This window comes from Streptomyces chryseus (assembly GCF_014650755.1).
GTDB classification, from domain to species: domain Bacteria; phylum Actinomycetota; class Actinomycetes; order Streptomycetales; family Streptomycetaceae; genus Streptomyces; species Streptomyces chryseus.
Window position 1 is genome coordinate 1 of record NZ_BMVO01000038.1, and the last position, 25,110, is coordinate 25,110.

The 25,110-nt window shown below is 68.9% G+C and carries 23 protein-coding genes and 5 pseudogenes; 12 read left to right on the forward strand and 16 right to left on the reverse strand.

The features are described 5' to 3' along the window. The first annotated feature begins 987 nt into the window (after positions 1–987). Positions 988–1,284, forward strand: a complete 297-nt coding sequence (locus IE185_RS30940; protein WP_138899506.1) for a hypothetical protein — start codon at positions 988–990, stop codon at positions 1,282–1,284. 333 nt (positions 1,285–1,617) lie between these two features. On the opposite strand, the gene IE185_RS30945 is transcribed toward IE185_RS30940, so the two are convergent. Together IE185_RS30945 and IE185_RS30950 are read right to left on the reverse strand one after the other, a co-directional pair. Next, a complete protein-coding gene (locus tag IE185_RS30945) occupies positions 1,618–1,893 on the reverse strand; it encodes a hypothetical protein (RefSeq protein WP_138897542.1) in 276 nt (91 codons plus the stop codon). 458 nt (positions 1,894–2,351) lie between these two features. Continuing rightward, positions 2,352–2,612 carry a hypothetical protein gene (locus tag IE185_RS30950; protein WP_170198365.1) on the reverse strand — a complete coding sequence of 87 codons (261 nt, stop codon included), beginning with the start codon at positions 2,610–2,612 and terminating at the stop codon, positions 2,352–2,354. A 23-nt stretch (positions 2,613–2,635) separates the two neighbouring features. Between IE185_RS30950 and IE185_RS30955 the strand changes: the two genes are divergently transcribed. After that, positions 2,636–3,556: a nitroreductase/quinone reductase family protein gene (locus IE185_RS30955; protein ID WP_138897544.1), complete on the forward strand. Its 921-nt coding sequence runs from the start codon at positions 2,636–2,638 to the stop codon at positions 3,554–3,556. Between the two features lie 152 nt (positions 3,557–3,708). Here IE185_RS30955 and IE185_RS33460 read toward each other — a convergent pair whose 3' ends face one another. From IE185_RS33460 to IE185_RS30970, 4 genes and pseudogenes are all read right to left on the reverse strand, one after another. Beyond that, complete coding sequence (locus tag IE185_RS33460) at positions 3,709–4,083, reverse strand: hypothetical protein (protein WP_138897545.1); 375 nt, start codon at positions 4,081–4,083, stop codon at positions 3,709–3,711. Between the two features lie 61 nt (positions 4,084–4,144). Further along, the gene (locus IE185_RS30960; RefSeq protein ID WP_229843792.1) at positions 4,145–4,402 is read right to left on the reverse strand and encodes a hypothetical protein; all 258 of its coding nucleotides are present in this window, start codon (positions 4,400–4,402) and stop codon (positions 4,145–4,147) included. A gap of 287 nt (positions 4,403–4,689) precedes the next feature. Then, positions 4,690–5,100 carry a hypothetical protein gene (locus IE185_RS30965; protein WP_229843793.1) on the reverse strand — a complete coding sequence of 137 codons (411 nt, stop codon included), beginning with the start codon at positions 5,098–5,100 and terminating at the stop codon, positions 4,690–4,692. A 360-nt stretch (positions 5,101–5,460) separates the two neighbouring features. After that, positions 5,461–6,671, reverse strand: a pseudogene (locus IE185_RS30970) (IS110 family RNA-guided transposase). A gap of 552 nt (positions 6,672–7,223) precedes the next feature. Between IE185_RS30970 and IE185_RS30975 the strand changes: the two are divergent. Continuing rightward, the gene (locus IE185_RS30975) at positions 7,224–7,823 is read left to right on the forward strand and encodes a hypothetical protein (protein ID WP_189716433.1); all 600 of its coding nucleotides are present in this window, start codon (positions 7,224–7,226) and stop codon (positions 7,821–7,823) included. 105 nt (positions 7,824–7,928) lie between these two features. After that, a pseudogene (locus tag IE185_RS30980) lies at positions 7,929–8,399 on the forward strand (transposase); the annotation flags it as partial. Between the two features lie 295 nt (positions 8,400–8,694). On the opposite strand, the gene IE185_RS30985 reads toward IE185_RS30980, so the two are convergent. After that, the gene (locus IE185_RS30985; RefSeq protein WP_170198384.1) at positions 8,695–9,660 is read right to left on the reverse strand and encodes an IS4 family transposase; all 966 of its coding nucleotides are present in this window, start codon (positions 9,658–9,660) and stop codon (positions 8,695–8,697) included. Positions 9,661–10,310: 650 nt separating this feature from the next. Between IE185_RS30985 and IE185_RS30990 the strand changes: the two genes are divergently transcribed. The 4 genes and pseudogenes from IE185_RS30990 to IE185_RS31005 all read left to right on the forward strand — a co-directional run bounded on the left by IE185_RS30990 (position 10,311) and on the right by IE185_RS31005 (position 12,781). Further along, positions 10,311–10,589: a DUF6959 family protein gene (locus tag IE185_RS30990; protein ID WP_138897966.1), complete on the forward strand. Its 279-nt coding sequence runs from the start codon at positions 10,311–10,313 to the stop codon at positions 10,587–10,589. A 168-nt stretch (positions 10,590–10,757) separates the two neighbouring features. Then, positions 10,758–11,333: pseudogene (locus IE185_RS34085) on the forward strand (transposase family protein); the annotation flags it as partial. 25 nt (positions 11,334–11,358) lie between these two features. After that, positions 11,359–12,222, forward strand: coding sequence for a hypothetical protein (locus tag IE185_RS31000; RefSeq protein ID WP_229843795.1), 864 nt, complete (start codon positions 11,359–11,361; stop codon positions 12,220–12,222). 37 nt (positions 12,223–12,259) lie between these two features. Then, complete coding sequence (locus tag IE185_RS31005; RefSeq protein ID WP_138897963.1) at positions 12,260–12,781, forward strand: P-loop nucleotide/nucleoside kinase family protein; 522 nt, start codon at positions 12,260–12,262, stop codon at positions 12,779–12,781. Between the two features lie 321 nt (positions 12,782–13,102). Here IE185_RS31005 and IE185_RS31010 read toward each other — a convergent pair whose 3' ends face one another. The 4 genes from IE185_RS31010 to IE185_RS31020 all read right to left on the reverse strand — a co-directional run bounded on the left by IE185_RS31010 (position 13,103) and on the right by IE185_RS31020 (position 15,869). Continuing rightward, the gene (locus IE185_RS31010) at positions 13,103–14,005 is read right to left on the reverse strand and encodes a DUF3626 domain-containing protein (protein WP_138897962.1); all 903 of its coding nucleotides are present in this window, start codon (positions 14,003–14,005) and stop codon (positions 13,103–13,105) included. Positions 14,006–14,125: 120 nt separating this feature from the next. Next, on the reverse strand, positions 14,126–14,323 hold the full coding sequence (locus IE185_RS34165) for a DUF8636 domain-containing protein (protein ID WP_500809325.1): 198 nt from the start codon (positions 14,321–14,323) through the stop codon (positions 14,126–14,128). A gap of 553 nt (positions 14,324–14,876) precedes the next feature. Next, positions 14,877–15,311 (reverse strand): hypothetical protein, encoded by a 435-nt coding sequence (locus IE185_RS31015; RefSeq protein ID WP_229843796.1) that lies wholly within the window; start codon positions 15,309–15,311, stop codon positions 14,877–14,879. A gap of 225 nt (positions 15,312–15,536) precedes the next feature. Then, complete coding sequence (locus tag IE185_RS31020) at positions 15,537–15,869, reverse strand: hypothetical protein (protein WP_138899488.1); 333 nt, start codon at positions 15,867–15,869, stop codon at positions 15,537–15,539. A gap of 323 nt (positions 15,870–16,192) precedes the next feature. Here IE185_RS31020 and IE185_RS31025 point away from each other — a divergent pair. The 3 genes and pseudogenes from IE185_RS31025 to IE185_RS31035 all read left to right on the forward strand — a co-directional run. Next, positions 16,193–16,297: pseudogene (locus IE185_RS31025) on the forward strand (helicase associated domain-containing protein); the annotation flags it as partial. Between the two features lie 139 nt (positions 16,298–16,436). Beyond that, positions 16,437–16,781: a hypothetical protein gene (locus IE185_RS31030; RefSeq protein ID WP_189716435.1), complete on the forward strand. Its 345-nt coding sequence runs from the start codon at positions 16,437–16,439 to the stop codon at positions 16,779–16,781. Further along, positions 16,778–17,089, forward strand: coding sequence for a hypothetical protein (locus tag IE185_RS31035; RefSeq protein ID WP_170198367.1), 312 nt, complete (start codon positions 16,778–16,780; stop codon positions 17,087–17,089). The genes IE185_RS31030 and IE185_RS31035 overlap by 4 nt, the downstream gene beginning before the upstream one ends. 1,498 nt (positions 17,090–18,587) lie before the next feature. Here the strand turns inward: IE185_RS31035 and IE185_RS31040 are convergent. Further along, positions 18,588–20,279: an alkaline phosphatase D family protein gene (locus IE185_RS31040; protein ID WP_138897551.1), complete on the reverse strand. Its 1,692-nt coding sequence runs from the start codon at positions 20,277–20,279 to the stop codon at positions 18,588–18,590. A 338-nt stretch (positions 20,280–20,617) separates the two neighbouring features. Between IE185_RS31040 and IE185_RS31045 the strand changes: the two are divergent. Next, a pseudogene (locus IE185_RS31045) lies at positions 20,618–21,810 on the forward strand (helicase associated domain-containing protein); the annotation flags it as partial. A 602-nt stretch (positions 21,811–22,412) separates the two neighbouring features. Here the strand turns inward: IE185_RS31045 and IE185_RS31050 are convergent. The 4 genes from IE185_RS31050 to IE185_RS31065 all read right to left on the reverse strand — a co-directional run bounded on the left by IE185_RS31050 (position 22,413) and on the right by IE185_RS31065 (position 25,065). Further along, positions 22,413–22,805 carry a hypothetical protein gene (locus tag IE185_RS31050; RefSeq protein ID WP_138897552.1) on the reverse strand — a complete coding sequence of 131 codons (393 nt, stop codon included), beginning with the start codon at positions 22,803–22,805 and terminating at the stop codon, positions 22,413–22,415. Between the two features lie 226 nt (positions 22,806–23,031). Beyond that, positions 23,032–23,442 carry a DUF6415 family natural product biosynthesis protein gene (locus IE185_RS31055; protein ID WP_138897553.1) on the reverse strand — a complete coding sequence of 137 codons (411 nt, stop codon included), beginning with the start codon at positions 23,440–23,442 and terminating at the stop codon, positions 23,032–23,034. Between the two features lie 44 nt (positions 23,443–23,486). After that, positions 23,487–23,678 (reverse strand): hypothetical protein, encoded by a 192-nt coding sequence (locus tag IE185_RS31060; protein ID WP_189716437.1) that lies wholly within the window; start codon positions 23,676–23,678, stop codon positions 23,487–23,489. A 55-nt stretch (positions 23,679–23,733) separates the two neighbouring features. Next, entirely contained in the window at positions 23,734–25,065 is a 1,332-nt protein-coding gene (locus tag IE185_RS31065) for a hypothetical protein (RefSeq protein WP_138898005.1), read from the reverse strand. Positions 25,066–25,110 lie beyond the last annotated feature (45 nt).

Genomic DNA, 25,110 nt, shown 5'->3' on the forward strand with positions numbered 1-25,110 from the left:
AACAAACCAACGACCGACCTGCCCAACCGTCACGGCAAAGACCGTTGCAGTACTAATCCTCACCGCCACGGACGGCTCGCACGATCTCGCCGATCAGCGCCGGCACTCGCGTGGGCGCTACCCCATACTTCTGCGCCCATCGGCGCTGGCCACCCAGGGCAAGATGGCGGTCTTGCTGCCCGCGGCCAAAGCACCGCGTGGGCTGCCGTGGGAGTGCCCGGTTCAGTTCAGCACCGCCACCACCATCGCCCACACGACCGTGGCCACCGCCGCGCACCGCACTGAGACGCAGCCGTTAGCAAGCCGCGGACACATCCACACCGGCGGTCGGTCTGCTGGCTCAACGTGGCCGACCCAGGTGCTTCGCCTACCCGGGCCGGCTCACCAGCCCTTCGTACGCCCCCACACACGCCTAACCAAGACGCCACGACACCCCGGCCACCCCTCTCAACCGAATGCGGACACAAGGCGGCAGCGCCGCCCGGTCCAGCGGGGGTTGGCAGAAGGACAAGCGGGGCCGGTTGCGCGATCAGCAGCTGGCGATCCTCGCCGACCTCCGACTCGACTGAGCACAGGCGTCGTAGCTCAGTGCGCTTTCAGCGGTCCGGCGGGCTGCAGGGCAGCGCAACCGGGGGCCGGCCGCCGCCTGCGGCCGGCCCCCGGGAGGACCTGCCTTGTCCACTCACCACAAGCATGCGCCCACACCCCACGCCCCTGCAACAACCCGAAGGGAGATCGCCTTGGCTTGGTCGGCGGCTTCGCAAGGCCAGACGGCGACGTCGGCCGCATCCCGTCACAGCTACGGCCGCCCGGCCCCTCCGTAGCGAGGTGACACCACGGCGTGTTGCACCCAAAACATCATAAACATGACCTAGCGTGCTGGCTTGTCACGTAACCCCCAATGATGTCGAATCTGACGGAAGTGGAGATGTTGTGCGCAAGCTTCGCAATGCTGCCCTGGTAGCTGCCATGCTCGGGAGTTTCAGCATGCTCGGGGCCAGTGTCGCCGCGGCCGGCGACGGCGACGGCTACGGCCACCCGGACGGCCGGCACCACGGCAAGGACGGCAACGTAGTTGTGTGCGAGCAGCGGTCCGACGTCAGCAAGGACACGTTCCAGGTCGGCCTGATCAACATCGCGACGGGGCCCGTCACGGCCCTCGGCAGCGGCCCGGCAACCGCGGTCGCGGTCCAGCAGATCTGCAGTGGCGGGGACACCCTGGCGAGGAACGACGCCGACGCTGAGACCGGACCGGGAGTCGACATCGACCTCGACCTTCTCTAACAACGGCAAGACGCCTACCAGCGCTTGCCGGCGAGCCGGTAACGGGTGGGGCCCGTTGAGCGGATGGGCCGCAAGCCGTTCACGTGAGACGCCCGGTTGGGAATTCCCAGCCGGGCGTCTCGCGTGAACGGATGTTGGGTTCAACCGCGCCAGCGCCCAAGCGCTCGGGAACGAAGACCCGGGGCCCTGGACCGGGCGTTGGCCAGGGCCCCGGGGGCCCGCACCCTCGAGGAATGGACATGCGAGCACCGCCCAGAACAACGCATTACACGCACTTCGGTCACGGGCAAAGAAAAAGACTCCGAACTCCCGATTGCGAGCTGCCGGCGTTCCTCACCGGCATACACCGCCGAGGATGACGGCGGCGCTCTGGAGCGGGCACTCGCCGACACCGAGCGGCACCCCGCTGACCCGAACGCGGTACGGCACCTGGGCGACGAACTGGCAGCCGCCGGCGGCCGGCTCGGGCAGATCGCTTTGGAGCTCGCCCCGCCGTACCTCTCCGAACAGGAAGCCGTCGACACCATCCTCGCCCGGCTCGCCAATGACATCGGCAGCGACGCGAAGACCATCCTGGCCGCACGCCGCTACGCCCTGACCGGCGACCACCGCGCCCTGGACGGCACCTGGCTCTCACCAACCGGAGCCGGGACGGGACGACCGCGCTCCCAACCGCTGCGACCCAGCAAAGCCTCACTCGCCGACCCCGTGACCCAAGACTCACCGTCGCAGTTGTGCCGGACGACGCGGGCGAACCTACGGATTCGGACTGCTCGCTTCAGGGGCCCCGACAACCGCGCCTGGCCCGGGGCCCCACCCTCACCCAGCGGTTCCGGCGCGCCGAAATACGCCCCCGGTCGCACACGCCGCCCGTCACACCTTCCCGGAGCGGGTGTCGATGGGCCTGGACGGCGCGCCAAAGGGCGCTCCTGGGGCCGCGTCCCTGCGCGAGGACCCTACGGGCCACCTATGACCCACCACCCGGCCCACGCTCCGTGTAAACGTCCAGCACCCCAAATCCCCCGCCGGCCCAGGGGCATTGCGTGAAGTGATCTTGTCCGGTTTCGTCAGGTGAGGCCGAGGGTGGTCAGGGGGCGGCGGTAGTCGCGGGCGGCTCGTCGCAGGGCCGCGGCGATGTGGGTGGCGCCGTCCTTCCGGTGGACACCGATGGCGAGGTTGCGCAGGGAGGCCATGGTGCGGGGAAGGTGGCCGGTGCGGACCTTGGAGTCGTCCTCACGGACCGATACGAACGACGCGCCGCGGTGATAACCTCCCGACCGTGCCCCGCAGGCGGTGCGCCCGGCCGGGCGCGCGGTGGGCGGGCACAAGATCTCCCAGGGGTTCCACCTACATGTCAGACGAGACTCAATTCGAGGAATTTCTAAAGTTCCAGCGGGGCATCATCGACGAATTCCGTGCCAACGCCGGGAAAGTCGGCGGGATGTTCGAGGGTTCCACCCTGTGCCTTCTCACCACAAGGGGGGCCCGCACCGGTCGGCCCCGCACCCAGCCGCTCGGGCTGATGCAGATCGACGGGCAGGACCTGGTCGTCGCCTCGGCGGCCGGCGCACCGACCCATCCGGCGTGGTACCACAACATCCGCAAGAACGCGGTCGTGACGGTCGAGGCAGGCGCCCGCACCTACCGGGCGATCGCCTCGATCCCCCCGCGCGAGGAGCGCGACAGGCTCTTCTCGGAGATCGCCGCTCAGCAGCCGGGGTACGGCGAGTACCAGGCGAAGACGGACCGGATCATTCCGGTCGTCGCACTGCACCCGATCGACCTCGACCCCGACCGAGTCAAGCACCTCGGTGACGAACTGGTCGAACTGCACGGCTGGCTGCGCGGCGAGCTGACGGACCTGCGCAGGCGGATCGACGACGTGGTCGAGGGCAGGGCGGACGACATCGCGCCGCAGGCCGAGGGCGGCAACCCGCTCGCCGAACTGCGGTCACACTGCCTGGACTTCTGCCACGCGCTGAACGTCCACCACACCGGCGAGGACATTGGCGCCTTCCCGGTGCTCCGCGAGCGGTTCCCGGCGTTGGAACCGGTGCTGGAGAAGTTCGCCGAGGAACACAAGGTCGTGGCCGAACTACAGAACCGGATCAAGGAACTGGTCGAGGATTTCACTCCCGACCAGGACGACCCGGTGCGGCTGCGGGAGGAGGTGGCGGACCTGGCGAACCGGCTCGAAGCCCACTTCGACGATGAGGAACGCCAACTCGTCACCGCGCTGAACGCGATGGGTCCCGCGCCGGTGCGCGGCTGAGCGTTCGAGGCGAGCACGGGCCCGCATCGGGCCCGTGCTCCCCGCGTTCCGCCCCCGGAGGCCGGTCCCGGCCCGCCGGCAGGCGAACGCGGCCGGCCAGCTGCTTCCGCATCGGCCGTACCCGGTGGGGCTCGAAAAGTCATCGCTTCAGTTCAAGCCGCGTATCGGTATTCGTTGATGACCCCGTTGAGGACGCGGGTACGCAGGCAGGGGCATTGCGTGAAGCGGCAGGGCCCGATATCCGGCTGTCCAGGGCAGTGCGCCTTCAATTCGCTGAGGTACCCCGCGTGCCCCTGGTACGCAGTACATGCTCCTCGGTGCGGGAGCGCCGGCCTTCCCGCCCTCTTGGGTTCGATCTTCCACGACGACTGGACGCGCGCCGCCTCCCGGCGGCGCCGCTCCAGTTCCTCGTACTGTTCCAGCTCACGGATCGTCGCCCGGGTCCGCTCCAGCTGGTACGCCTGGTACCAGGAATGCACCTCGGGCAAGGCATCGGGCTGGTGGACGACGAAGGTCTGAACCGCCACGGTGAGCGCCCCTACGACGACACCTACAGCGAGCGGCGGCGGTGAGCGCACCGGCGGCGGCTTACTCCGGGCCGGGGTCGCGCAGCGGATTGCGATGACCGCAGTCCCAGCACTTCACGGTCTCCGGGAGGTTCTCGAATCGCGTGCCGGAGACGCCGAAGGAGCCGTCGATGCGGAAGCCTCCGCAGCCCTGGCATGGTGTGGCGTGGAAGGGCTTGTCGCAGCGGAAGCAGGTGCCTTCCGCGCTGGTCTGGTCGAGGCGGGTAACTCGGGTGTCTACGCTGCCACATCGCACGCAGAACGCTTCTTGGGTCGTCATCGTTCTGGTGTGCATCAGGTTCGCGGTGTTGTTGCCGCTGCTCCGATCCGGGGCACGTTGCTGGCGGTCGCAGGGCGCGTGACGCCGGAGCCGCGCCCTCGTTGGACAGCGCGACTCCATAGAGCCGGGCCCCGGGGATGTCATGGCTGATCCCCCGGGGCCCGTGGTATGTCCGGCTCGGAGTCAGATCTTCCCGGCCGCCGTGGCGGCGAGCCAGTCCGCGGCTTCGGCGTCGGTCATGAGCAGCACCTGCGTCGGGTGGGCGGTCCCGCCGGATGTTCGGACGGTCAGGTCTGGCACTGCTTTGTGGACGCCTGGGACCAGTTGCTCCAGCCCCCGCCAGCAGCCTTAGCGTGCACCCGGACCACGACCTTCTGACCGTCGCAGAATTCGGTATCGCTCCCCACCGCGGTAGGGCCGAGGGTCTGACCCGCCCCGACAGTGGTCCGACTGTTGCCCACCTTCTTCCAGGGGCCACCGTTGCGGCTCTTTTCCGCCTCGAAGGAGACGGCCACCGCCCTCGGCCCCGTGTTGTGCAGCTTGATGTACGCCGTCACCTCCCGGTACGGGACATCGCCGAACCACTGCCTCTCTGCGCTGATGCAGCCGTTGACGGACACCCGGCCGGTCGACGCGCCCCCGCCGCAGGCGACGCCCGCTGCCTGAGCACTGGTCGGAATCGTCAGCACGGTGAGCACAGCTACGCCCAGGGCTGTTCCGGAACGCCTCACATGCATGTCCCCGTCCCTTCAATGAGCTTGTTGCCTTCAAAGGAACCGTGACTCAGCGAAAGGACGAGGCGGACGGTTTCACCGAGCGGTTCACCCGAAAGGCGGTCCGAATCCAGGAGCAGCCGCAAGTAATCCGACGGCCAGGCGCGCAGTAGACAGCACCCACCACCACCGGGCCCCCCTTTGAAGGCCAGGGTGGCCAGCGAACCTCCGGACGGTTCGTATCGTAGGACCGGGTCTGTCGGCTCTGTCTCTGCCACGGTGCTTCTCTTCAGAACCGGAGCCGCGGGGGGGGTGTCTCTATGTCTTTCGTCAAGCCAGAGCTGCTCATGCGGTGGCTGTTTCGGGGGTGCGTGATTCGTAGAAGGTGCCGTCGCGGAGCATGGCGAAGAGGACGCTGATGCGTTGGCGGGCGAGGCGGAGGAGGGCTTGGGTGTGGGTCTTGCCGCGGGCTCGTTGCCGCTCGTAGTAGGTGCGGGAGGCCGGGTCGTGCAAGGCCGCGAACGCGGAGAGGAACATGGCTCGTTTGAGGAGCCGGTTTCCGGTCCGTGGGGCGTGTTCGCCGTGGATGGAGGAGCCGGAGGACTTCGTGGCCGGTGCCAGGCCGGCGTAGGAGAGGCCAGGTGGGCGGCGGTCGGGAAGCTGGTGCCGTCGCCGATGGTGACCAGCAAGGTGGCGGCGGTCCTGATCCCGATGACGGGCATCGAGGTCAGGACCTTCGAAAGAGGGTGGGCCTCCAGCAGTTCGCTGATCTGGGCTTCCACCGCTCGTCGTTGTTCGTGGACCGCGGCGAGCGAGCGGGCCAGCGAGGGCACCACCACATCCAGGGTGCCGGTGCCCGGGACGACGACGGTCTGTTCGTCGAGGGCGTCGAAGACATCGTCCACCAGGCGTTCGGCCATGCGCGGGGCCTTCGGGCGTATCAGGTTGACCAGTCGGCGGCGGCCTGCGTTGCGCAGGGCGGCCGGGGATCCGAAACGTTCCAGGAGGTGGGTGACGGCCGGATGGTCGAGCCGGGGGCCGAGGACGCGTTCGAGGCTGGGGTGGAACTGAGTGAGCAGGCCGCGCAGCCGGTTGCTGGTGCGGGTGGCTTCGGCCGCGAGGTCCTGGTCGAAGCCGGTCAGCACCGTCAGCTGGGCGGCCGTCTCGTCGGCGACTTCCAGGGCCCGCAGGGTGTGGGGCATGGTCCGGGCCGCGTCCGCGATCACGTGCACGTCCCGGGCATCGGTCTTCGCCTCGCCCGGGTAGAGGTCGGCGATCCGGTGCATCGCCAGCCCGGGCAGGTAGGCGACCTCGCAGCCCGCGTCACGGGCCGCCGTCAGGGGCAGGGCGCCGATCGAGGCGGGCTGGTCCACGATCACCAGCACGCGGCCGAACTTCGCGGTGAGCTTGTCGAAAACGGCTCGCAGTTTCGGTTCGCTGTTGGGCAGCCGCTTGTCGTAGACGGTCTTGCCGGTGGCGGTCAGACCGTGGCCGTGGTGGTCGCCCTTGCCGACGTCCAGGCCGAGGAACACCTTGATCTCGCTGGTGTCGAGCACCGCACCCCCCCCCGAGGGTGGTTGTGTCCGCCCGGCCTCGGGCGTCGGCACCGTATGCGCGCATCCACGTTACGCAGACCAGCCACCCGCGTTCGGCCCGGCATTGCGCCGGGCCAGGTGACGGTCAGGCCTCTCATCAGCGGTCAGTCGGTGCCCTCGGGCCCGGTGACACCCCCCCCCAGGTCATGCCTTCGACAGGGGGCAACAGTCATGCCGGGCCCGGAGGCCAGGAGCCCCATTGCAGGGCCACGGAAAAGGTAACGGGGCCGGTCAGGGCGCAGGTGTACGCGGACGTACGACGTGAACCCCGATCCGCCGGCCTGGGCGCGCTGTGCCGGTGGACTTGACAGAAGGCCGCAGGTGTCGGATTGGGGGCTTCGGATGATCTCTGTCACACGCCGGTGACATGGAGCGGACGACTCCACCGCATCCCGTTCTTAGATTCGTCATGCAGCCCGTCGCGCCTCACCGCCCCACACGACCGAGGAGGCGGCACGCGACTCTCACCGGCCTTGCCGCCGGTCCGCACATCTCTCTGACCAGGAGACCCGCATGTTCAGTTCACCATCCCAGCGTCGTCCCGTCATCCGCGCCCTGACCACCGTGGCCCTGGCCGCCGCTCTCCTCGCCCCGGCCGCCACGGCCATAGCCGCCGGCCCGGCGGGGACCTCGCCGGCCTTGTCCGCCCGCTCGACCAGCTCCGCAACCGAGGCGGTTGCCAGAGCGAAGGCGGCCGCCCCGGTCCGGACCCTGAAGCTGGTCGACGGCAGCACGGCGAGGATCTACCGGCTGGGCGCCCACCACTACCGCATGGACAACGTCTCCCGCGACGGCCACCTGCTCGGAACCCTTGTCGCGAAGAACGCCGACGCGGGTGGCCGGCACAACGGCATGTTCGTCGTTCTGACGGCCGATGGTGACGCCGTCTCCTGGACCGGCCGCGAGCAGTACGGCGCGGGTTCGTTCCCGCTGCCCGACGGCAGCACCGCCAAAGTCACCGAAGTGGCGGCAGACCGCTACACGCTGAAGATCATCCACCAGGGGCGCGTCATGGCAACACTGGTCGCCGACCACCGCGACGCGGCTGTCAACGCCAACGGGATGTACGTCGTCCTGAACCCTGACGGCACGCACAGCGCCTGGATCAGCTGACGCCCCGGCACCGAACCTGGGGACGCTGTCCTAGCGGCCGGCGCCCCAGGACTGCCTCGATTCCCCACCTGCCCCGGCCTCGACGGCCCGCGGTGTGCGTACCACTTCGCTGAGGCAAGCTGGCGGCACGGCTCGCGAGGGAAGTTACGGTCCCGCTTCGCCGCCGTGCGTGTCCGTCCTGCGGGCAAAGCCGTCGAGCGTCCGATCAAGGCCGCCGCCTCGGCCGAGCAGGGCTGGTGGGACGGGGTCCTGCCCGACTGCTGGCTGCTGGTCGAGTGGCCAGAAGAGGCCCCGGCCCCCACCGATTACTGGCTGTCCAACCTGCCGGCTGACACCCCGATCACCGATCTGGTCCGGCTGGCCAAGGTCCGCTGGCGCATCGAGCACGACTATCGCGAACTCAAGCACGGCCTGGGCCTGGACCACTTCGAAGGCCGTTCCTGGCCCGGCTGGCACCACCACATCACCCTCGTGACCGCCGCCCACGCGTTCCTCACCGAGCAGCGTCTGGCCCCAAAAGCGCCCGAGCCGGACACACTCTCTACCAGATCCTCGATGCTCTCCAGGACACCTTGAGGTGCTGGACCGGCGTCTGCAACACCTGCCAACAGCCCCTGCCCAGCAGGCCATGGACAGCATCAAGATCGAGAAGAACCTAACGGAGTCCTACTAGGGCCAATACCGCTAATTTAAGTGAGTTTGCGGGGGTCTTCTGGATGGCTTGGTGAGTAGCACCAGTGTGATGGTGGGAGCCGGTGGTGGGGGTGGGTTGCGGTGGTGGGGATGTTTGAGGTGCCAGTTGCTCATCTTGCGTTTGACGACGCGGGGGTTGGAACGTCGCCTGAGGGGCGGGAGGAGTCGTTCCAGCAGCTCACGGGTGGTGTGGGTCAGGGCGCGGCTGAGTCGTGAGGGGGGAAAGTGCCGCCTGCTCGGTGACATGGCGGCGGGCGATGCGAAGGGTGCGGGTGAAGGAGAGCCGGTCGGGGTCGAGGCCGGCTTGGTGAGCGGTGTGGTGCATGACGTCCCGCAATGCGTGATGCACCAGGAGGAAGCCGTAGATTTCCTGCTCGACACCGTCTGGGTATTGCGAGCGCAGAACCAGCTGACGGCCACCTTGGTGGGTTTTGATCTCGTCCAGGGTGTTCTCGATCTCCCACCGCTGGTGGTAAAGGCCCGCAAGGTCGCCGGCGGGCGCCTGGTCGGGGTCGCGGATGGTCGTGATCAGCCGGTAGACCGTATCGTCGCCGCTTCGACCGAGGGTGTACTCGATGACGCGAACCCGGGCCGGATCACGGCGGTCACGGTCCCCGGTGGCCACGATCTCCGACAGGTAGGAGCCGTCCTCGAAGGCTTCGAGGAACGGGAGCACGATGTTCTTGCGCACGCGCCACAACAGGTCCGCACCCGTGCCCGAGGCGGCCTTCCACAACTCGAAGCCGGTGATGCCGCGGTCGGCCATCAGCAGCATGCCTGGTTCGAGCCCGCCCAGCAGGTCGGGAATGAGGTGCTGTTCGTGGACCGACAGCGGACCGGTCGCCGCGGCGAACACCGCATGTGTCCCGCACTCCACCAATGCTGCCACCCTCGCTTGCGGATACGCACTGCGCTGCTGTCCCCGCCCCGAGCCGGGACGGCCGAAGAACATGCTGTTCGCCTCGGTGTCCGGGACGTCGAAGACGGTGCCGTCCACCGCGACCAGCCGCCACCTGCGATACCAAGCGCCAGCTGTTTCCGGCGTCGCGACCGGCCTGCACACCTGGTCGAACAGCACCTTCAGCGGCTGTGGCCCCAACCGCCTCCGGGCCCTGCCGATCGCCGCACTTTCGGGCCGGGCCACCAGGGCCCGTATCCGGCGAGTTATGCGAGAGCGGGTGAAGGTCCCGATCTCCCGGTTTCCTCTGGCCTTTCGGCCCGTCGGCCTTCGCTTCTTGGATCTTCCTTCTCCCGCCAGGGACTTCAGCCTCCCTTGCGGTCGGCCTACCAAGCCGAGGCTTGGACCCCGTCGGGGTTACCACGTTCCGCACCATTAAGACGCGACTGGGGTGGGCGCCCCCTCTACCCCGGGACCAGCGGTGTCCTCCCTCCGGGCTCAGTTACCCGAAGGTCGCTTGGCGCCTCACAGCACCGGGTCCTGTGACCGCCGCCAACACGCCATCGACGCGGTCTTAAAGTCACGAGGCATCATCGAGGGTTCACTTACGTTCGCCCGTCCAGCCTTCCCCTCACCTGTTGCACCCCGATGGCAGGGACGCTCTTGGGCTTGAACGCTCCGCTTCACACCCCGCCGTTACCAGCGACGCATGGGAGCGCGGGGACGGGCCCTGGACACTGGCCCGAAGTCCAGCCTCTTCAACTTCCCTTCATACGACTGTCCTTACTTACCTGGTGCGACCTCGTGTCGCACACTGAGCACTTCAGTTGGTTCTGACCGCGCTTCCGTGATGGCTACGCCTTTGGATGAGGACAAGTCTGCGGTTGGATGGCCGGATGGAACGTATAGAGGTTGAGCTGTTCGCGGACCCGGGTAACGACGCGGTTGTCCGTCTGCCCCCGCGTAATTTTCCGGGCGTGCTGATCCAGGGAGATTCCCTTTCGATCATCCGCGGCGACGTCGCCGAAATCGTAGAAGCCTGCGACCAGGGCGACGTCGGTGAAGCCCGGGAGGTGGCGGCCCTCCTCCTCTCCAACCTCGACGAGCTGCTGGATCGCTACACGGCGGCTCTGAAGGCACACGACATCCCCATCCCCTTCTACCAGGCCCCCTGATCGCCCAATTGCAACATCGCACCTGGCGGGATGCGCTGAAGGCTGGAGAGATTGCAGGATCGTTCCGCCAGGGGATCACGCCGTCATGAACCTGGAGACATTCGAAGACGCCCTCTTCCCGGGGCTGAACCTCGTCGTGCGGCAAGCCTGGTCGCGGATGACGGCTTGGTGATCGACGCGACTGGCTGCGGGCCGCCAGGAGCATGTCCCCAGTGTCAGCATCCCGCCGCACGCGTTCACAGCCGGTACTGGCGTCACATAGCCGGGCTGCCGGTCGGCGGCCGTCGGTTGATCGTCCGTCTCCACGTCCGTCGGTTCTTCTGCGATCAGCCCCGATGCCAGCGTCGGACTTTCGTGGAACAGGTAGAGGACCTGACCGAGCCGCGACGCCGTTCTTCGACGGCGGCGCGGTCGGCGATGCGGATGGTCGCCGTGGAGCTCGGCGGCCGCCCGGGCGCACGCCTCTGCACAAAGTTGCGGCTCCACGGCCGGCGGACATCCATCCTGGGAGAGTTGACCGCTCCGCCTGTTCCTGCACGGGCCCCACGGATCCTCGGCATCGACGAGTTCGCCTTCCGCAGGGGTCGGACCTATGGCACCGTCCTCGTCGACATCGAGTCCTCCAAGCCGGTGGACGTATTGCCCGATCGCGAGACTGGCACGGTCGCCGCATGGCTCCAGGAGCACCCCGGCGCCGAGATCATCTGCCGAGACCGCCTGATGGCATTCACCAAGGCCATCAGGCAGGCCGCCCCGGGATGCACTGGAGGTGGCAGATCGCTGGCACCTGCTCCAGAACCTCTCGACGGCGGTGGAGAAGACCTGCCGCCTGCACCGCGAGTGCCTACGCCAGCCAGCCGGATCAGAGACCATCTCGGCGTCGGCCACACAAGAGACCCCGCTTCTGGACCGGATCCGACGACGCCACGCGGAGGTCAACGAGCTCGCCGCCACCGGCCTGTCGCTTAACGCCATCGGCCGCCGTCTGCAGTTGGACCGCAAGACGGTCCGGCGCTATCGGAACAAGGACCTTGCCGGGCTTCTCGCCTCAGCGCAGGACCGCGGACACGGTGTCCTCGACCCGTTCATGGAGCACGTGCAGCACCGTTTCCAGGCGGGCTACACCAGTTCGATGCAGCTCTATCGCGAGGTGTTCGCCCTCGGCTACACCGGCGAATATCACGTCGTCAACCGGTACGTCGCGGCCATGCGGAAGGGCATCGCGATTCCTGTCCGGGCAGTGACGCCCCGCCCTCGCGACATCACCTCATGGATCATGCGGCCCGAGGAGACGCTCAGCCCCTCGGACGTCGCCCAGCTGGAAACCGTCCGAAGTGCCTGCGCTGAGATCGCCTCGGCCTGTGACCTCGCGCGGGAGTTCACGGGCATGCTCCGCCATCGCCGCGGCCACCTACTCCGGGACTGGATTCAGAAGGCCGAGCTGGGCGGCCCAGACACCATCGGCATCTTCGCTGACTCCATCCGCCAAGACCTCCACACCGTGACCGCCGGTCTCACCCTGTCCTACAGCTCGGGCATCGTCGAAGGACACGTCGATTGTTGTCACCGACTGGGCGGCATGCCCAGTCGGTGCGACTTTGCGAGACAGGCGACACCTGATCTCGGCGGTTGAGACCATCTGCATCCCGCACGGCGCTAGCGTTGGGTCCATGATCGTATGGCTCAACGGCACCCACGGCGCAGGCAAGACGACGACCAGTGCACTCGTGCAGCAGCTGATCCCGGACTCACGGGTGTTCGATGCCGAAAAGGTTGGCGAGACACTCATGGACATCAGGCCGGGGCTGCCCTGGACGGGCAACTTTCAGGACTGGCCGCCGTGGCGGCCGCTCGTGGTCGAGACCGCCCGCCGCGTACTCGACTACACCGGCGGCACTCTGGTGATGCCCATGACTGTCCTGGTCGAGCAGTACTGGCGCGAGATCAGCTCGGGCCTTGCCCAGCATGCGATTCCGATACGGCACTTCGTTCTCCACGCTGACCAGGACACCCTCCGCGAACGCATCGAGGGGGACACGGTTCTTGGTCCCTCCCCGTTCCGTCTCACCTACCTCAAGCCCTACGCCGAGGCGGCCCGCACGTGGCTGCACGGTGAGGCCGAGGTCGTCGACACCACGAACCTCACGCCCGCCCAGGCCGCCCTGCAGATCGCGGAAGCCGTCAAGAGCTGAGGGACGCCCGTCGATCTTCGCCACTGGTGACACAAGGCCTGCTGAATGAGCATGTGTGACAAGCCGCGTGCCTCACTGGTGACAACCAGACTGCTTCGATCGCTCCCCACCGCCAGCTCATCCGGCTCCGCCGGTGACACCTACCGTGCTTCGGCTCAATTCCCTGCCTCGGGGTACGCGAGGCGCAGCTGTGTGGGTGGGTTGAACGGGGTTTGGGGCGGCCACCGTGGCGAGTGCGACCTCGTGACCGACGACCGCTGTCAGGACGCCGAGGCTCGCACAGCCCGGAACGGCCTTGGAAGCCGCTGCGGCATCAGCCCTTCATCGAGGGCCGTAGAGTGCAGCTTCCTCCATCGGTGCCGGAGGCAGCGGTGTGTCAGTGGCCTTCGACAGCGCCCCGAAGCGCGCCAGGTAGTGCCACACCTTCTTGACCGCCTGGGGGTCATAGCGGCCGGTTCGTGCGGCATGTCCGATGATCCGAGGATCGAGCACGCCGTCGACCGCGATGTGCGTGCCCAAGTCGACGTATTCCTGGCCGCGGTAGCGGGGGTGGCGTCGGAGTTCTTCAACCTCGAGTCGGAAGCCGGGGTGCCACTGCACTGGGCAGCCAAGACGCTGAGCCGCGGCCTCGACCGTCGTGCCCCGGTAGCAGGGGTCCAGGACCAGCGCCTCCACATGGTGGTGCAGCCGGACCGGGCCGTGCACCTGCGCCTCGACGTAGTCGTCAAGATCGTCCTGAGAATCGTCGAGGGCAAGCTGGAGGAGCCCCATGCGGGACGCGACACCGAAATGCGAAGGTTCGAAGAAGCTGTCCGGGTAGCAGAACGTGGTCCGCGCCAGCGTGTCGGCAGCCAGCCGGAAGTGGGCTGAGCCGAACCGCGGCGCCCCGCCGGCCGGCTTGCGACGGAAGTTCAACGCCCCGTAGACCGGTCGCTCATGAGCGGTCGCTTCGTCGTACGCCCCGTCGAAGATCCGGCTCTCCCAGTACCACCGGTCACCGCCCGGATGCGCGGTCAGTCCGCCGTTGCTAGTCCCCGTGACGAACTGCGAGCGGTAGACGCCGTCCTCCGCCATGGCGTCCAGGATCGGCTTGCTGTGCAGCAGACGGTCCGGGTGGAAGTTGAGGGTCACCCGCAGCACCGGGTCCAAAGGAGGGCCCGATGCCAGTTCCGCGACATGACCAAGGGCCCGTTCCTGACATGTCCGGGCGGCTGGGAAGCTCATCGGCACAGTGTTCCCCGAGCTGATCAATCGGTGCACGTGGATTGCTCACACGACGAAGGCCAGTCGCTCACGCGAGGCCCGTTCTTGCTGCGCGGCCCCAGGGCCTTCGTCGTCAGGGCCCTACAGCTTCGCGGGGACGATACTGACGCTTGTGACGCCTTCTTCGGCTTCCTTGTATCGCTTGTAGTCCTCAGCCGCCTGGGGGCTGTAGGTGACGGCGGACTCCCGGGACTCGCCATCTTGCTCCCACGTGATCCGCACTGTCTCCACGCCTTGCTCCTCCGTCGCTGGCTCTGGTGATGTGCCCGGCGGCGGCATCGGCTTCGAGGTGATGAGGCGCGCCGCCGGGCTCGAACAGGGTCGCGTGAGGCACTGACAGGCCGAGGTGGGGTCAGCGTCCTGGGCATCTGTCTACGGGAGCATGGCCTCTACGGCTCGGGCCGTGCTCAGGTCGGTCGATTCGTTTGCTGGGCGAAGAGCGCTGACGGCGCCGGGATCGGCGCGGCTCGGAGTGGCTGAAGGCGCCCGGCCGGCACGCCCATAGCTGACCTGGAGCCCGGGCTGGGCATCGAAGTCGGGTTTCGGGAGCGGGTGGGGTGCCGGATGTTGCTGGCAGCACCTGGCCAACCTCGCCGCACAGGGGGTCTGGGAAAGGCCCGGAGCGGTCATCGACGACCAGGAGCCCACAGGGTGCACCCGAGCGGCGGGCAGCGCTTAAGGAGTCGGGGGTGGAAGGGGCGTGACATCTGTCGCGGCCGGTCGTTGAACCCGGCAGGTCAAGCGAGATGCACAGAGAGGCCCCGGGCCCCGCGGCCCGGGGCTTCGTGCTGACAGCCTCGCGGCCCGTCCCGGCCCCCGCCCAGGGGCAGATTCAGGTGCCGGACTCGGCGACGGCCGCCCGGAACTCCTGCGTCATCAGCGTCACCGAGCCGCGCTGAACAGGCGCCGGGCCCGGTTCGCCCCAGACCTTGTGCAGCGCCGCGCGCACCTTGTCGTTCATTGCCTCATCGACCACAGCCCGGTACTCGGCAGGGACCTCACGCTTGTCCTGGACGCCGACCATGGTGCCGTGGCGGGTGCCGATCCACCCGAAGGTGACGACCTTCCAGCCGAGCTGCTTGGCCGCCTTGCGCATCGCGGCCCGGATCAACTCCACCCCACCCAGCCCGACGGCCTCCTCATCCTCCAGATTCACCTGGTAGTAGCCGCCGTACCCGCCGGCGCCCTCATGGCAGGTCCGGCGCAGCAGAGGCACAAGGGCCTCGGCCATGGCGGTGCAGGACGGGTCCTTCGCGTAGGACGGCACCGGGTGCTCTCCTTCAGTGCGGTTCGGTCAGGTAGGGCAGGGCCATCCGGGACCAGTGGCCGGGCCCCGTCGATGCGGCGATCGGCTGAGATGGGTTCCGTCAGCTGTGCCGGCGGCGTTCCTGCTCCTCGAGGGCGTTCTCGCCGGTCTCGGAGACGTCGAGGCGCACCATGGTCCAGGTGGACAGGTGCCGCCACGGCGCAGGCGTCTGACTCATGCTGTCGCTTACACGACGAGGGCCAGGCGTTCACGCGCGGCACGTTCCTGCTCCACGGCCCGGTGCAGATGCCACAGGGTCACGACGGGAAGCAGGCCGCCGAGCCGGGCGGCTGCCCTCAGGTCCTCGACCACAGCGGTCAGCTCTGTTCGCACCGTGCGCCGGGGTTCATCCGGATGAGCGAAACCGTCAGCGACCTCTTGCAGGAGGTCGGCCAGTTCCGTGATGCCGGGGTCTTCCGGCACCTTCTTGCCCCAATGGGCGGCCGCGTCACTGAGCTGCGCGACGCGCCGACGCCGCCTGGCCTCAAGCGCCCGAGATGAGTCATTCCAATGAGTCACAGGGGCATCGTCTCTCACGACCAGGGGCGAGGGAGCGGCAATCGGACAGGTCGCGTCCGGGCCCCTGATCAGCCTTCCCCTCCCGGTACGAGGCGCAGGTGGGCCGGTGGGCTGGGCGGGGCTTCCGGCTGCGGGGCGCTGCTGACTCTCGCTTCGCTGTGCTGGGCATTCTCACGAGGCGTCCGTCATCGTCTCGTCCACCTGCCCAAAAAGCGCCTCTCAGGACCCGTTTCCGCAGGCACCACGATGAGAAGCCGTTCAGGCACTGAAGTGAGAGTCAGCACGTCGGCGACGGCGACGGCAGCGAGGACCAAGAGGAGCGAGAGCTCCGGCTTGGTGCCTGGATCAGCAACCAACGCAGCCGGGCCGCGACGCTCACACCCGAGCGAATCGAGCAACTCTCCACCATCGGAATGCGCTGGACATGAGCGATCTGATATCGCGATCTTGTGAACCCGTCTGGTTTGGATCACAGCAGACTCACGGCAACGGGCAATTCCCTCGGCTGCCCTTTCACCTCAAGCCTTACGCACTATCGTGGTGGCGCTGCCCAAGGAGGAACCGACCATGACCACCGCCCCCCGCCCCTCCAGAGGCGTCCCGCCGATGCCCGAGCGCAGCATCGCCGCACTTCGCGCGGCAATCGCGGCCCACGCCCCGCAGCTGCTGGACGACTTCGAAGCCAACTGGCGGGCGAAGATCGCCGACACCTACGACATCGGCGCGGCGCCGGCGTTTCTCGCACGCTGGTGGGGCGAGTACGCCCTGGCGCGGGACCCCGAGCTCGACCGCCACGTGCGCGACCTCGAAGCACGTGCCGCGCAGTGCACGGACCCGGACAAGGCGAAGGACTTGCTGGAAGAGGCCTCACGGATCCACCACAGCGTCCGCAGGCTCGGGCCCGGCGAGTGAGCGAAGAGTTCACCGGCCCGCCCTGGGCCGCGGACTGGACCAAGCTGGCCGGCGAGTACCGCGACGCTCTCCCCGCCCGCGTGCGGGACCTGATCAACGAGGCGGTCATCGACCTCATCACCTGCCGTCACCCCTACCGCGACGACGGCCTCGACCTCACAAAAGTCAGTATCGAACCCGTCCGCTCGACCGAACCGCGCGGCGCCCACATCCTGTACTTCGACCACGGCCACGGATGGCTGCGGTACACCTTCGTCCACCGCACCGCAGAACCACAGATCATCATCGAAAGTCTCTTCTGGCAGTAGCATCCGCCAGCGAAGACAGAAAACGGCCGGACAGCTCCTTCGACGCCGGGGGACGCCCACCGACTGTGCGGGCGACGGCGTACACCAATACGGGCCTATTCCCCGAAGTCTTCCCACCGCCCCCTCACCACACCATCGGCACCGCGGCACACCTGTGGTCGGTTGCCGGCTGCCGCGCTGCAGGAGGCGTTCGCCGAGCCCGCGCCGCTGTGGGGGGCGTAGGCAGGAGCGGGGATCCGCTGGTATCGCTGGACAGCTCGGCTCCATATCCACTCCCGGGGATGTCATGGCCACTCGCCGGAGCCCTCTGCTGTATCGGAGACCGGTCAGGATCGGCGGCACGAAGCGGCCCTCAGAGCACAGCCGGCCATCGAGGTGAGCTGGCGGGCAAGCGCCGGGCGGCGACCCGACGCTGGCGGCGCCGGTCACGGCCGCGATGCTGGACCGTCCGGTGGGGCAGTTCCTCGCGAACGCGCGGAAGAAGAACGGCTTGGGCAAGAACCGGGCGCGGGCGGCGCGTCGTGCGGCGCTGCTGGCGGCGATCGACCCGGACTGGAAGCCGGACTGGTCCATCGACTGGCAGCGCCACTACGCCGCGCTGGCGGGGCTTGTGGAGCCGGGCAGCGTCCGGGCGTACGTGGAAGCCCGGGACGATGGTGCACGGCATGGACGTAGGCCGCTGGCTGGCCACCCAGCGGCGCGACTGGCACCTGCTGCACGACGGGCAGCGCGAGCGCCTGACACGCCTCGGGATCGGCCCCGCGGAACGGCTGGCTGTTCCGGTGCAGAAGGCCATACGACGTGCCGGCGGTGGGGCGTTCGAGCGAGGCATCGCCGCCCTCGCCCAGTACAAAGCCCGCGAAGGAAAGATTACCGAGGGCACACCGAAGATTGCCCGACGGCACCCCAATACGACTTGGTGTATGGCTGTCCAACACCCACTCCAGGCGTGCAGGGCTGAGCCCGGAACAGCGCGAGCAGCTCGCCGCGCTCGGGCTCCACTGGGCCACCTGACGGCCTGCTGCCCAGAAGTCCTTGCTGGCGGCCCGGTGCCTTGATCGCAGCGGGCTGAGCATCGACGTCGGCGGCATTGTCCTGAACGGTCGGGCCCTCGCGGCGGGATGCCCACCGAGGCCCGACCGCTCGCGAGTACGACCAAGAAGTGCGCGGTACCGGCCTCAGCCCTGATCCGAAGCCTTGCGGTGGTCGACCACAGAGTCCGGGCCGGGGCTCATACGGCTGCTCGCCCTCGGCAACCGCACCTCCTTCGCTCGGTCGATGAGCTGACCGCGCTCGGCTTCGGCCGCGTCTCGCGCACCACGGTGCAGCGCATGTGCTTGGCCTGCCGCAAGCAGGGCCTGTGGGGGCTTCCCCACTGCTCCGGCGCCGCACCCGCCACGCATGTTTGATCACCGGCCAGAAGCACGCAGCTCACTCGTTCGACCGTCGCTGCGGCGCATGGGTCTGTGTGTGTTGGGGGGCGCCGTCCGGCGGGGGGTCAACTTTCGTCTGCCAGACTCCGGTCGAGGACACCGAGGAGCCGGGCTCCGGCGCGGTCGGTCCCGCGGTGCCCCCGCTTACCGCCCGCCGCCTTTTCCAGCCGTAGCCGCGCGGTACGTCCGCGCAGTGTCAGTGTCATCATCTGGTTGCCGAACCAGGGTCCGCCGGTGCGTTCCCAGCGGACGGCCGGTCTTGCGACCCGTCCGTGGCGGGCGAGGAGATGCCCGATCGCTTTCGCGAACCGGCTCCAGCCGAAACGGAATCCGACCCGTATGGCTGCGGGCACCGAGTTGTGCAGCGGTGAACATGTGAACTGGAAGACGTGGGAGCGCGGCTGCTGTCCGGTGGCCCAGACGGGCTCCGCCACATACGCGTGGTGTACGTCTCCGGAGAGCACGCACACCGTCGCCGGAGCGGCGTCGGCTCTGCCTACCTCGGCGACCGTCTGGGTGAGATTGTCGAACGACGAGGTGAACGCCGCCCAGTGCTCCAGGTCCGCGCGTCGGCGCAGCCATTCACCGAAGCGTGCCCAGCGAGGTCCCCGTTCGCCCCGGCAGAGCGCCGCGTGCCAGCCCTCCGCGAAGTGAACCATCGGGGGCAGCAGCCACGGGAGTGAGGTCCCGATCAGCAGGTGGTCAACGCCGGCGGGGTCGTCGCAGGCCTGCGTCCGCAGCCAGGCCGCTTCCTCGGCGTCCAGCATCGCCCGCTGCTGCTCCTCCAGAACCCGCGCGGCCCGGGTGTCGACCATCACCAGCCGGGTGCGGCCGAAGTCCCTGCGGTAGCTCCAGCGCACCGTCGCAGGGTCGGCAACGGCGCGCTCGGCGAACGCGCGCAGCACCTCCGTACCGTCGTCGGCCGCCAGTACCGCCGCGTACAACGTGTCCTCGGCGAGCTCGGCGGGGGAAAGGTTCCCGAGGTGCTGGTAGACCCAGTACGACATCAGGCCGCTGGTGATCCGCTCGTGCCACCAGGGCGTTGCCCGCATGTCGGCTACCCAGGCGGCGCTGGTGTTCCAGTCGTCGATGACGTCGTGGTCGTCGAAGATCATGCAGCTGGGTACGGTCGAGAGCAGCCAGCGCAGTTCGGGGTCGCCCCAGGACTCGTCGTAGAGGTGGGTGTACTCCTCGTAGTCGGCGACCTGGTCGGGTGGGGCGGTGGAGCCGGTGCCAGCGGCCCGCCGATGCCGGGCGATCCAGGCGCGGGTTTCGGCGGAGGTCTCGTCCGCGTACACCTGGTCGCCGAGGAGGAGGAGAACGTCCGGACGCTCGGCCTCTGGGTCGGCGGCGAGCCGTGCGGAGAGGGTGTCGAGGACATCGGGTCCCACCGGATCGGGCTCGCCCACGGCAGGCGCCGCCCACCGGCACGAGCCGAAGGCGACCACCGCGCCCGTCGCCGGGACCGGCGGTGTGTGAATGGTGCTGGGCGGCTGGGGCGAGTCCGGAAGGGGCCATACCCGCTCGCCGTCGAGCAGTACTTCGTACCTCGTGGCGGACCCGGGGGTGAGTCCTGTCACGACTACCAGTGCGTAGTGGTGGCCGAGGATGCGGAACGTGGGGGTCGAACCACCGGCGCCGCCAGGGCACCGGACCTCCGCCGTGCACGCCCGGTCGGTCTCGACCCACACCGTCGCGCTCGTGCCCGTCTCCCAGTCCACATGGCGCAGGAGCGGGCCCAGCCTCAGACCGGCCATCGGGAGTTCCCTTCTGGTGCTCCGCACGGTAGGGAAGTGTTCACCGGGACGGCTCGGGGCCCGACCGGCACCGCGATCGGGCCCCCAGGAGCCATGCCCAGTTCCACTCACTCATCACACCAATGCCCTCAGGACACGGCGGTAACCAGGCTCTCTGGTACTGCCCAGTACAGCGTGGTGCGGGAACGGAGGTGGGATGGCGGCCGCATCACGCCGGCCTGTCGGTGCCGCCGCAGGCACCTGCTCGTCAGCCTGCCTATTGTCCAGTGGCCCTGCCGCGACCAAAGCGGCGCCGCCCCGGCGCTTCACCCGACCGGCCGGTAACCCAAGCCCCCCAGATAAAGGGACTTCGAGCGCACGATGAACGACTCGTCGAGCAGCTCGCTTCCCGCGCGCTCACCAGCGGCAAGCGCACAGTCCACATCCGGCGCGACCAGGACGGGCAGATCGTCGGGGCCGGCGGCGAGGGCGACGGCCAGGACCAGGAGGACGACACGCAGGCCGCCGCCGAAGCCGCCCTGCTCCACTTCTCCTCTCCCCGCGACGCCGCGACCATCGCCGCGTTCCTCCGTACCCGGGTCTACCGGCCGGAGTCGCTGGTGTGGCTGGAGGGCTACCAGGCCCTGCTGCGCTGGCGGAGGAGGACGAGATCACCGGCCTCTACGCCGTGCCCTATGACGTCGAGGTCGAGGTGGGCGTGACGAAGGACTTTCCGCTTGGCCGATGGGTCCACCAGCAGCGCAAGGCCCTGCGGGCCGGGGAGCTGGAGGTGCGGCGCAAGGTGCTGCTGGCCTCCCCGGAGGCCCGGATGGTGTGGGAGCCGGGCGAGGAGGCGTGGGGAGAACAAGCTCGCCGCGCTCCGGTCCTACCGACAGGCCATGGGACACCTCGCGCCGCGACAGGACGCGGTGTGGGGCGAGGACGAGGCCATGGTCCCGGTCGGCCAGCACATGGCCAACCTCCGCCGCAAAGGCGGCGTCGGCAAGGACCCGAAACGGGCGGAGGAGCGCGCGAAGCAACTGGCCTCGATCGACCCGGACTGGAACTGCCCGTGGCCACTCGACTGGCAACGCCACTACCGCGTCCTCGCCGACCTGGTCGATGCCGACGGCAGCCTGCCCGACATCCAGCCCGGCGTGCTGATGGACGGCGACGACATCGGGCGGTGGCTCCAGCGGCAGGCCCAGCCGGGCACCTGGGCGCAGCTGTCGACCGAACAGCAGGAACGGCCGACTGCGCTGGGCGTACAACCCGACCAGGCCCCGTCACCCACCCCAGCAGCCACGCGTGCGACGAAGGGCCCGAACAAAGCACAACAGGCATTCCAGCGACCCTCACACAATGGGTCGAGAGGGAAGGCGTAGACCGGCCGTTGCCGCGCGGTCACAGCGAAGAGATCATGGTCGACTGCGAGGCGGAGCCGGTGGTCGTCAAGCTCGGCGTATGGATTTCGAGCACACGTGCGAGACGCGAGAAGCTCACCGCTGACCAGCTCGCCGCAATCGCGACGCTGGGCGTGGACTGGGCGTGACACCGGCTGCGGCTGGTCGTTGAACAGGACGGTCGAGCGAAGTGCGCCGAGAGGCCCCGGGCGTCATCGCCCGGGGCCTCGTGCTGTCGGCGGCGGCTCCGCCCGGACATGGCGCGGGCCTGCAACGCGAGGTGCAACACCGATTCCTCGAACCTTTATCCGAGGCGTCACCGCAGCTCAGAGCGCGATATGCGGCGGTGTTTGCACGGGACGTGTCGCCCTGGCCGCTTTCGACGCTGCGGCCGCTCTGTGGCGTGAGGCCCTCGAGGACCTGGACGAAGACGTCCTCGCCGAGGCCGCCGCCGAAGCGCGGGCCTTCGGCGCCGGCCCGGCGGCCGCCGTCGACGAGCTGGTGCGCGGCCTGCTCGGGCAGTTGGCCGACTGGCAGCAGTCGATCGGCGAGCTGGGCCGCGCGCTCACCACGGCAACTGAAGGCCGACCGCTACCCGGCTGGTCCACCGACGCCGGCCGCACCGAGGCCGTCGCACGCCACCACCACGCTCACCTGCTCGCCGCCATCGTCGAGCTCGGCGGTGAGCTGGAGCTCCCAGCTACCCGTAACGGGCGCTTCAGGGGCGCGGCCATCCCAGAAGGCTGCGCGGTCAGCGACGCCGGCCGCCGCCGATGCGGCGGTCGTCGGCCAGTGCGGTCAGCGGGCCGAACTCGCAGGCAAGCTGGTTCCACGTCAGAACCTCGCCACAGCGGGCCGGGAACTCCTTCGGGTTGAACTCGGGCATGGTCCAGGTGCCAGCGCCCCGGTCCCGCAGCCACAGGTCCCCGTCACCGTCGACCACAGTCGGCGGGACCGGAACGGGCTCGGCCTGATCGGTGGGCTCCCAGGTGATCCGGCCCGGGTGGGAAACGCGGCGCAGCTCGGTGGTGGCCAGCCGCGCGGCCAAGTCACGGGTGGACTCTTCGGCGTCCTTGACCGACGCGAGTCGGAATGCGTCGTCAAGTACGGGCAGGGCTGGATTCTTGCTGCGCTTTGAACTCATACGCTGACGACCTCCGGTGGGGGGGCGTCACATCCGTTATGGCACCCCGTAGAGCAACACGGTATCCGAGGCGGGAGCCGGGCCAGGCCTCCTCCGCTGGAACGGTCAGCAAGCCCGCCGACGCCCAGGAAGATGCTCTGCGCCAGGTCAGCGACTTGTTGGGTGAGGCAAGGAAGGCACTCGACACGCTGACGAAGTAGCTGGAAGCAACTGTCCAGCCCACGGTTCAGCCCCCGCTCGGTACAACCCTCTCCGGGGCGAGCGCGGCCTCCAGGCGGTCCAGCCGTTCGTAGAGAGCGCGAACGAGGCGGGCGCGGTTCTGGACGCAGCGCACGGTGCCCTCCAGCGTCGCGGACAGCCGGCCTTCCGCCTCGCGCAGGACGACGGCGGCGAGCGCCCAGGGGCCGCTGCTCTTCGGCAGCTGGTCGGCGCGGCGCCGTACGTCGGCGGCGAGCGCGCGGGCGTGGCCGGTCAGCTGGAGGGCGATCTGCTCGTAGTCGCGGGTCGCGAGCGTGTCCTCGCCGGTCCAGGCCAGGACGGCCGTGACGAGGCTTTCGTGCGGTTCGCGGTCGAGCGGGAGCTCCGCCTCGATCAGACCGTCGGGGTCGTAGAGGACCGTGTGGCTGCTGGTGTGCATGGCGGGCCTCGCTGCTGGGGCGTCGTCGCGCGGGTGGCCGGCGGTCACCGCTGGGGGTCCTCGCTGCCGTCGGCCCCGTCGTCCTGGTCCTCGGTCCGCTGGGCGAGGAACCGGGCGAAGCCACGGTCCGCGCGGGCGAGCAGGGCCGGGGAGGGGGCGCCGTAGGCGGGCGACTGGAGGCCGCGGCCCTCCGGGACTCCGGTGGTGCGGCGGCCTGGAGGCCGCCGGTTCCGCATCGGACCACTCGCTGGGCCGGGGCCTGGCGGGGCGCAGCTGGCTGGGGTCTCCTGGCTAGCTCTCGGAGGGTTTCGCGGACGGCGGCAAGGCCATGCCGAGGAGCGCGTCGATGGTTTCCTTGCCGAGCGTGCTGTCGTGGTGGAGGGATCGGCGGATGAGTTGCCCCACAGTCTGCGGGTCCACGTCCAGCCGTGTGTGGGCGTCCAGGCAGATCTCGCTCAGGAGTCCTGCGGTGTGGTCCGGCTTTCGCTGGACGTACCAGTCGAAGACCTTGACCACGTCGCGGCGGAGGGTGCCGAGCCAGATTCCGCTCCTCCCCTTCTTGACGCCTGTGGCCAGATGGGAGAGCACGGCCTCGATCAGGGTCGTGCGCAGCGCCGACATGGGGACGAGGCTGTCGGTTCCCACCGTGAGGGAGACCGCGGGCCACCAGGCGAGGGTCTTGGCTGCCTCCCCGGTCTGCTTCCCGTCGATGTGGATGACCTTGGTGAGGCGGTTGTGGTCGGCGACGAGCCCCTGGGGCTGCGGGGTGCCGAAAGAGGTGGTGGCGGAGAGGAGGGCGCCGGGACCGTGGTCGCGGCGATGCTGTTCAGCCCAGTCCCGGGCCACGGGCTGCGACCACAAAGGTCCGTTGGCGCCGTGAGCCTGTGGCTCGGGCATCTTGTGGTCCTCGTACTCGGGGACCGGAAGGTCGTCCTCAGCGATGTTCACGATCTTCGCCAGCCCGGCGCGGTCCACCAGGAGGCCCGGCTCCAACTCGGGAGCCTTCAGGTCGACGACGCACTCGTCCAACGGCCGTGCATCCGGCACGCGCCGGCGGTGCTCCGCCCACAGCGCCAGATGATCACGCCAGTTGGGCAGGGCCGTCGTAGGCGCGGTGAACCCGGCGATGGTGGCGATACTCGCCTTGCCCGGGTCGGCGGGGTGGACTAGGAGGTCCGCGGCCGTGACGGTGAGCGCGTCCTGGACGGGGCGGGCGTCGTAGCGCTCGTAGGCGCCGTCGAAGACCACGCCGGGCCGGTGCCAGGCGGTGCCGTCCCACCAGTAGCCGCCGCGCCGGTAGAGGAAGCCGGTGTGCCCATACACCCAGTCGTGGTGGAGCCCGCTCCAGCTGCCGTCCGTGACCAGCACCACCGTGCGGCCGTGCTCGGGGTGGTAGTGAACGGCCCACGCGTACGCGCGGTTCTTCGGCTCGGTAGTGAACGCCACCCAGCCGCCTCCCGGTAACGGGTCGGTGCGGCCCCACAGCCCCTCGCCCTGGTCCCGGCCGGTGCGCTCGATCGCGTCCGGATTGCCGAGCGGCAGCCGTTCGTCGTTGATGAACGGCAGACCCGGAACAGGATGATCGGTACGAAGTCCGTTGGCCACCGGACGGAACTCACCCAAGATCGTCTCTCCCTTACGGCATGAATCCCGTACAGCACGGGGGTA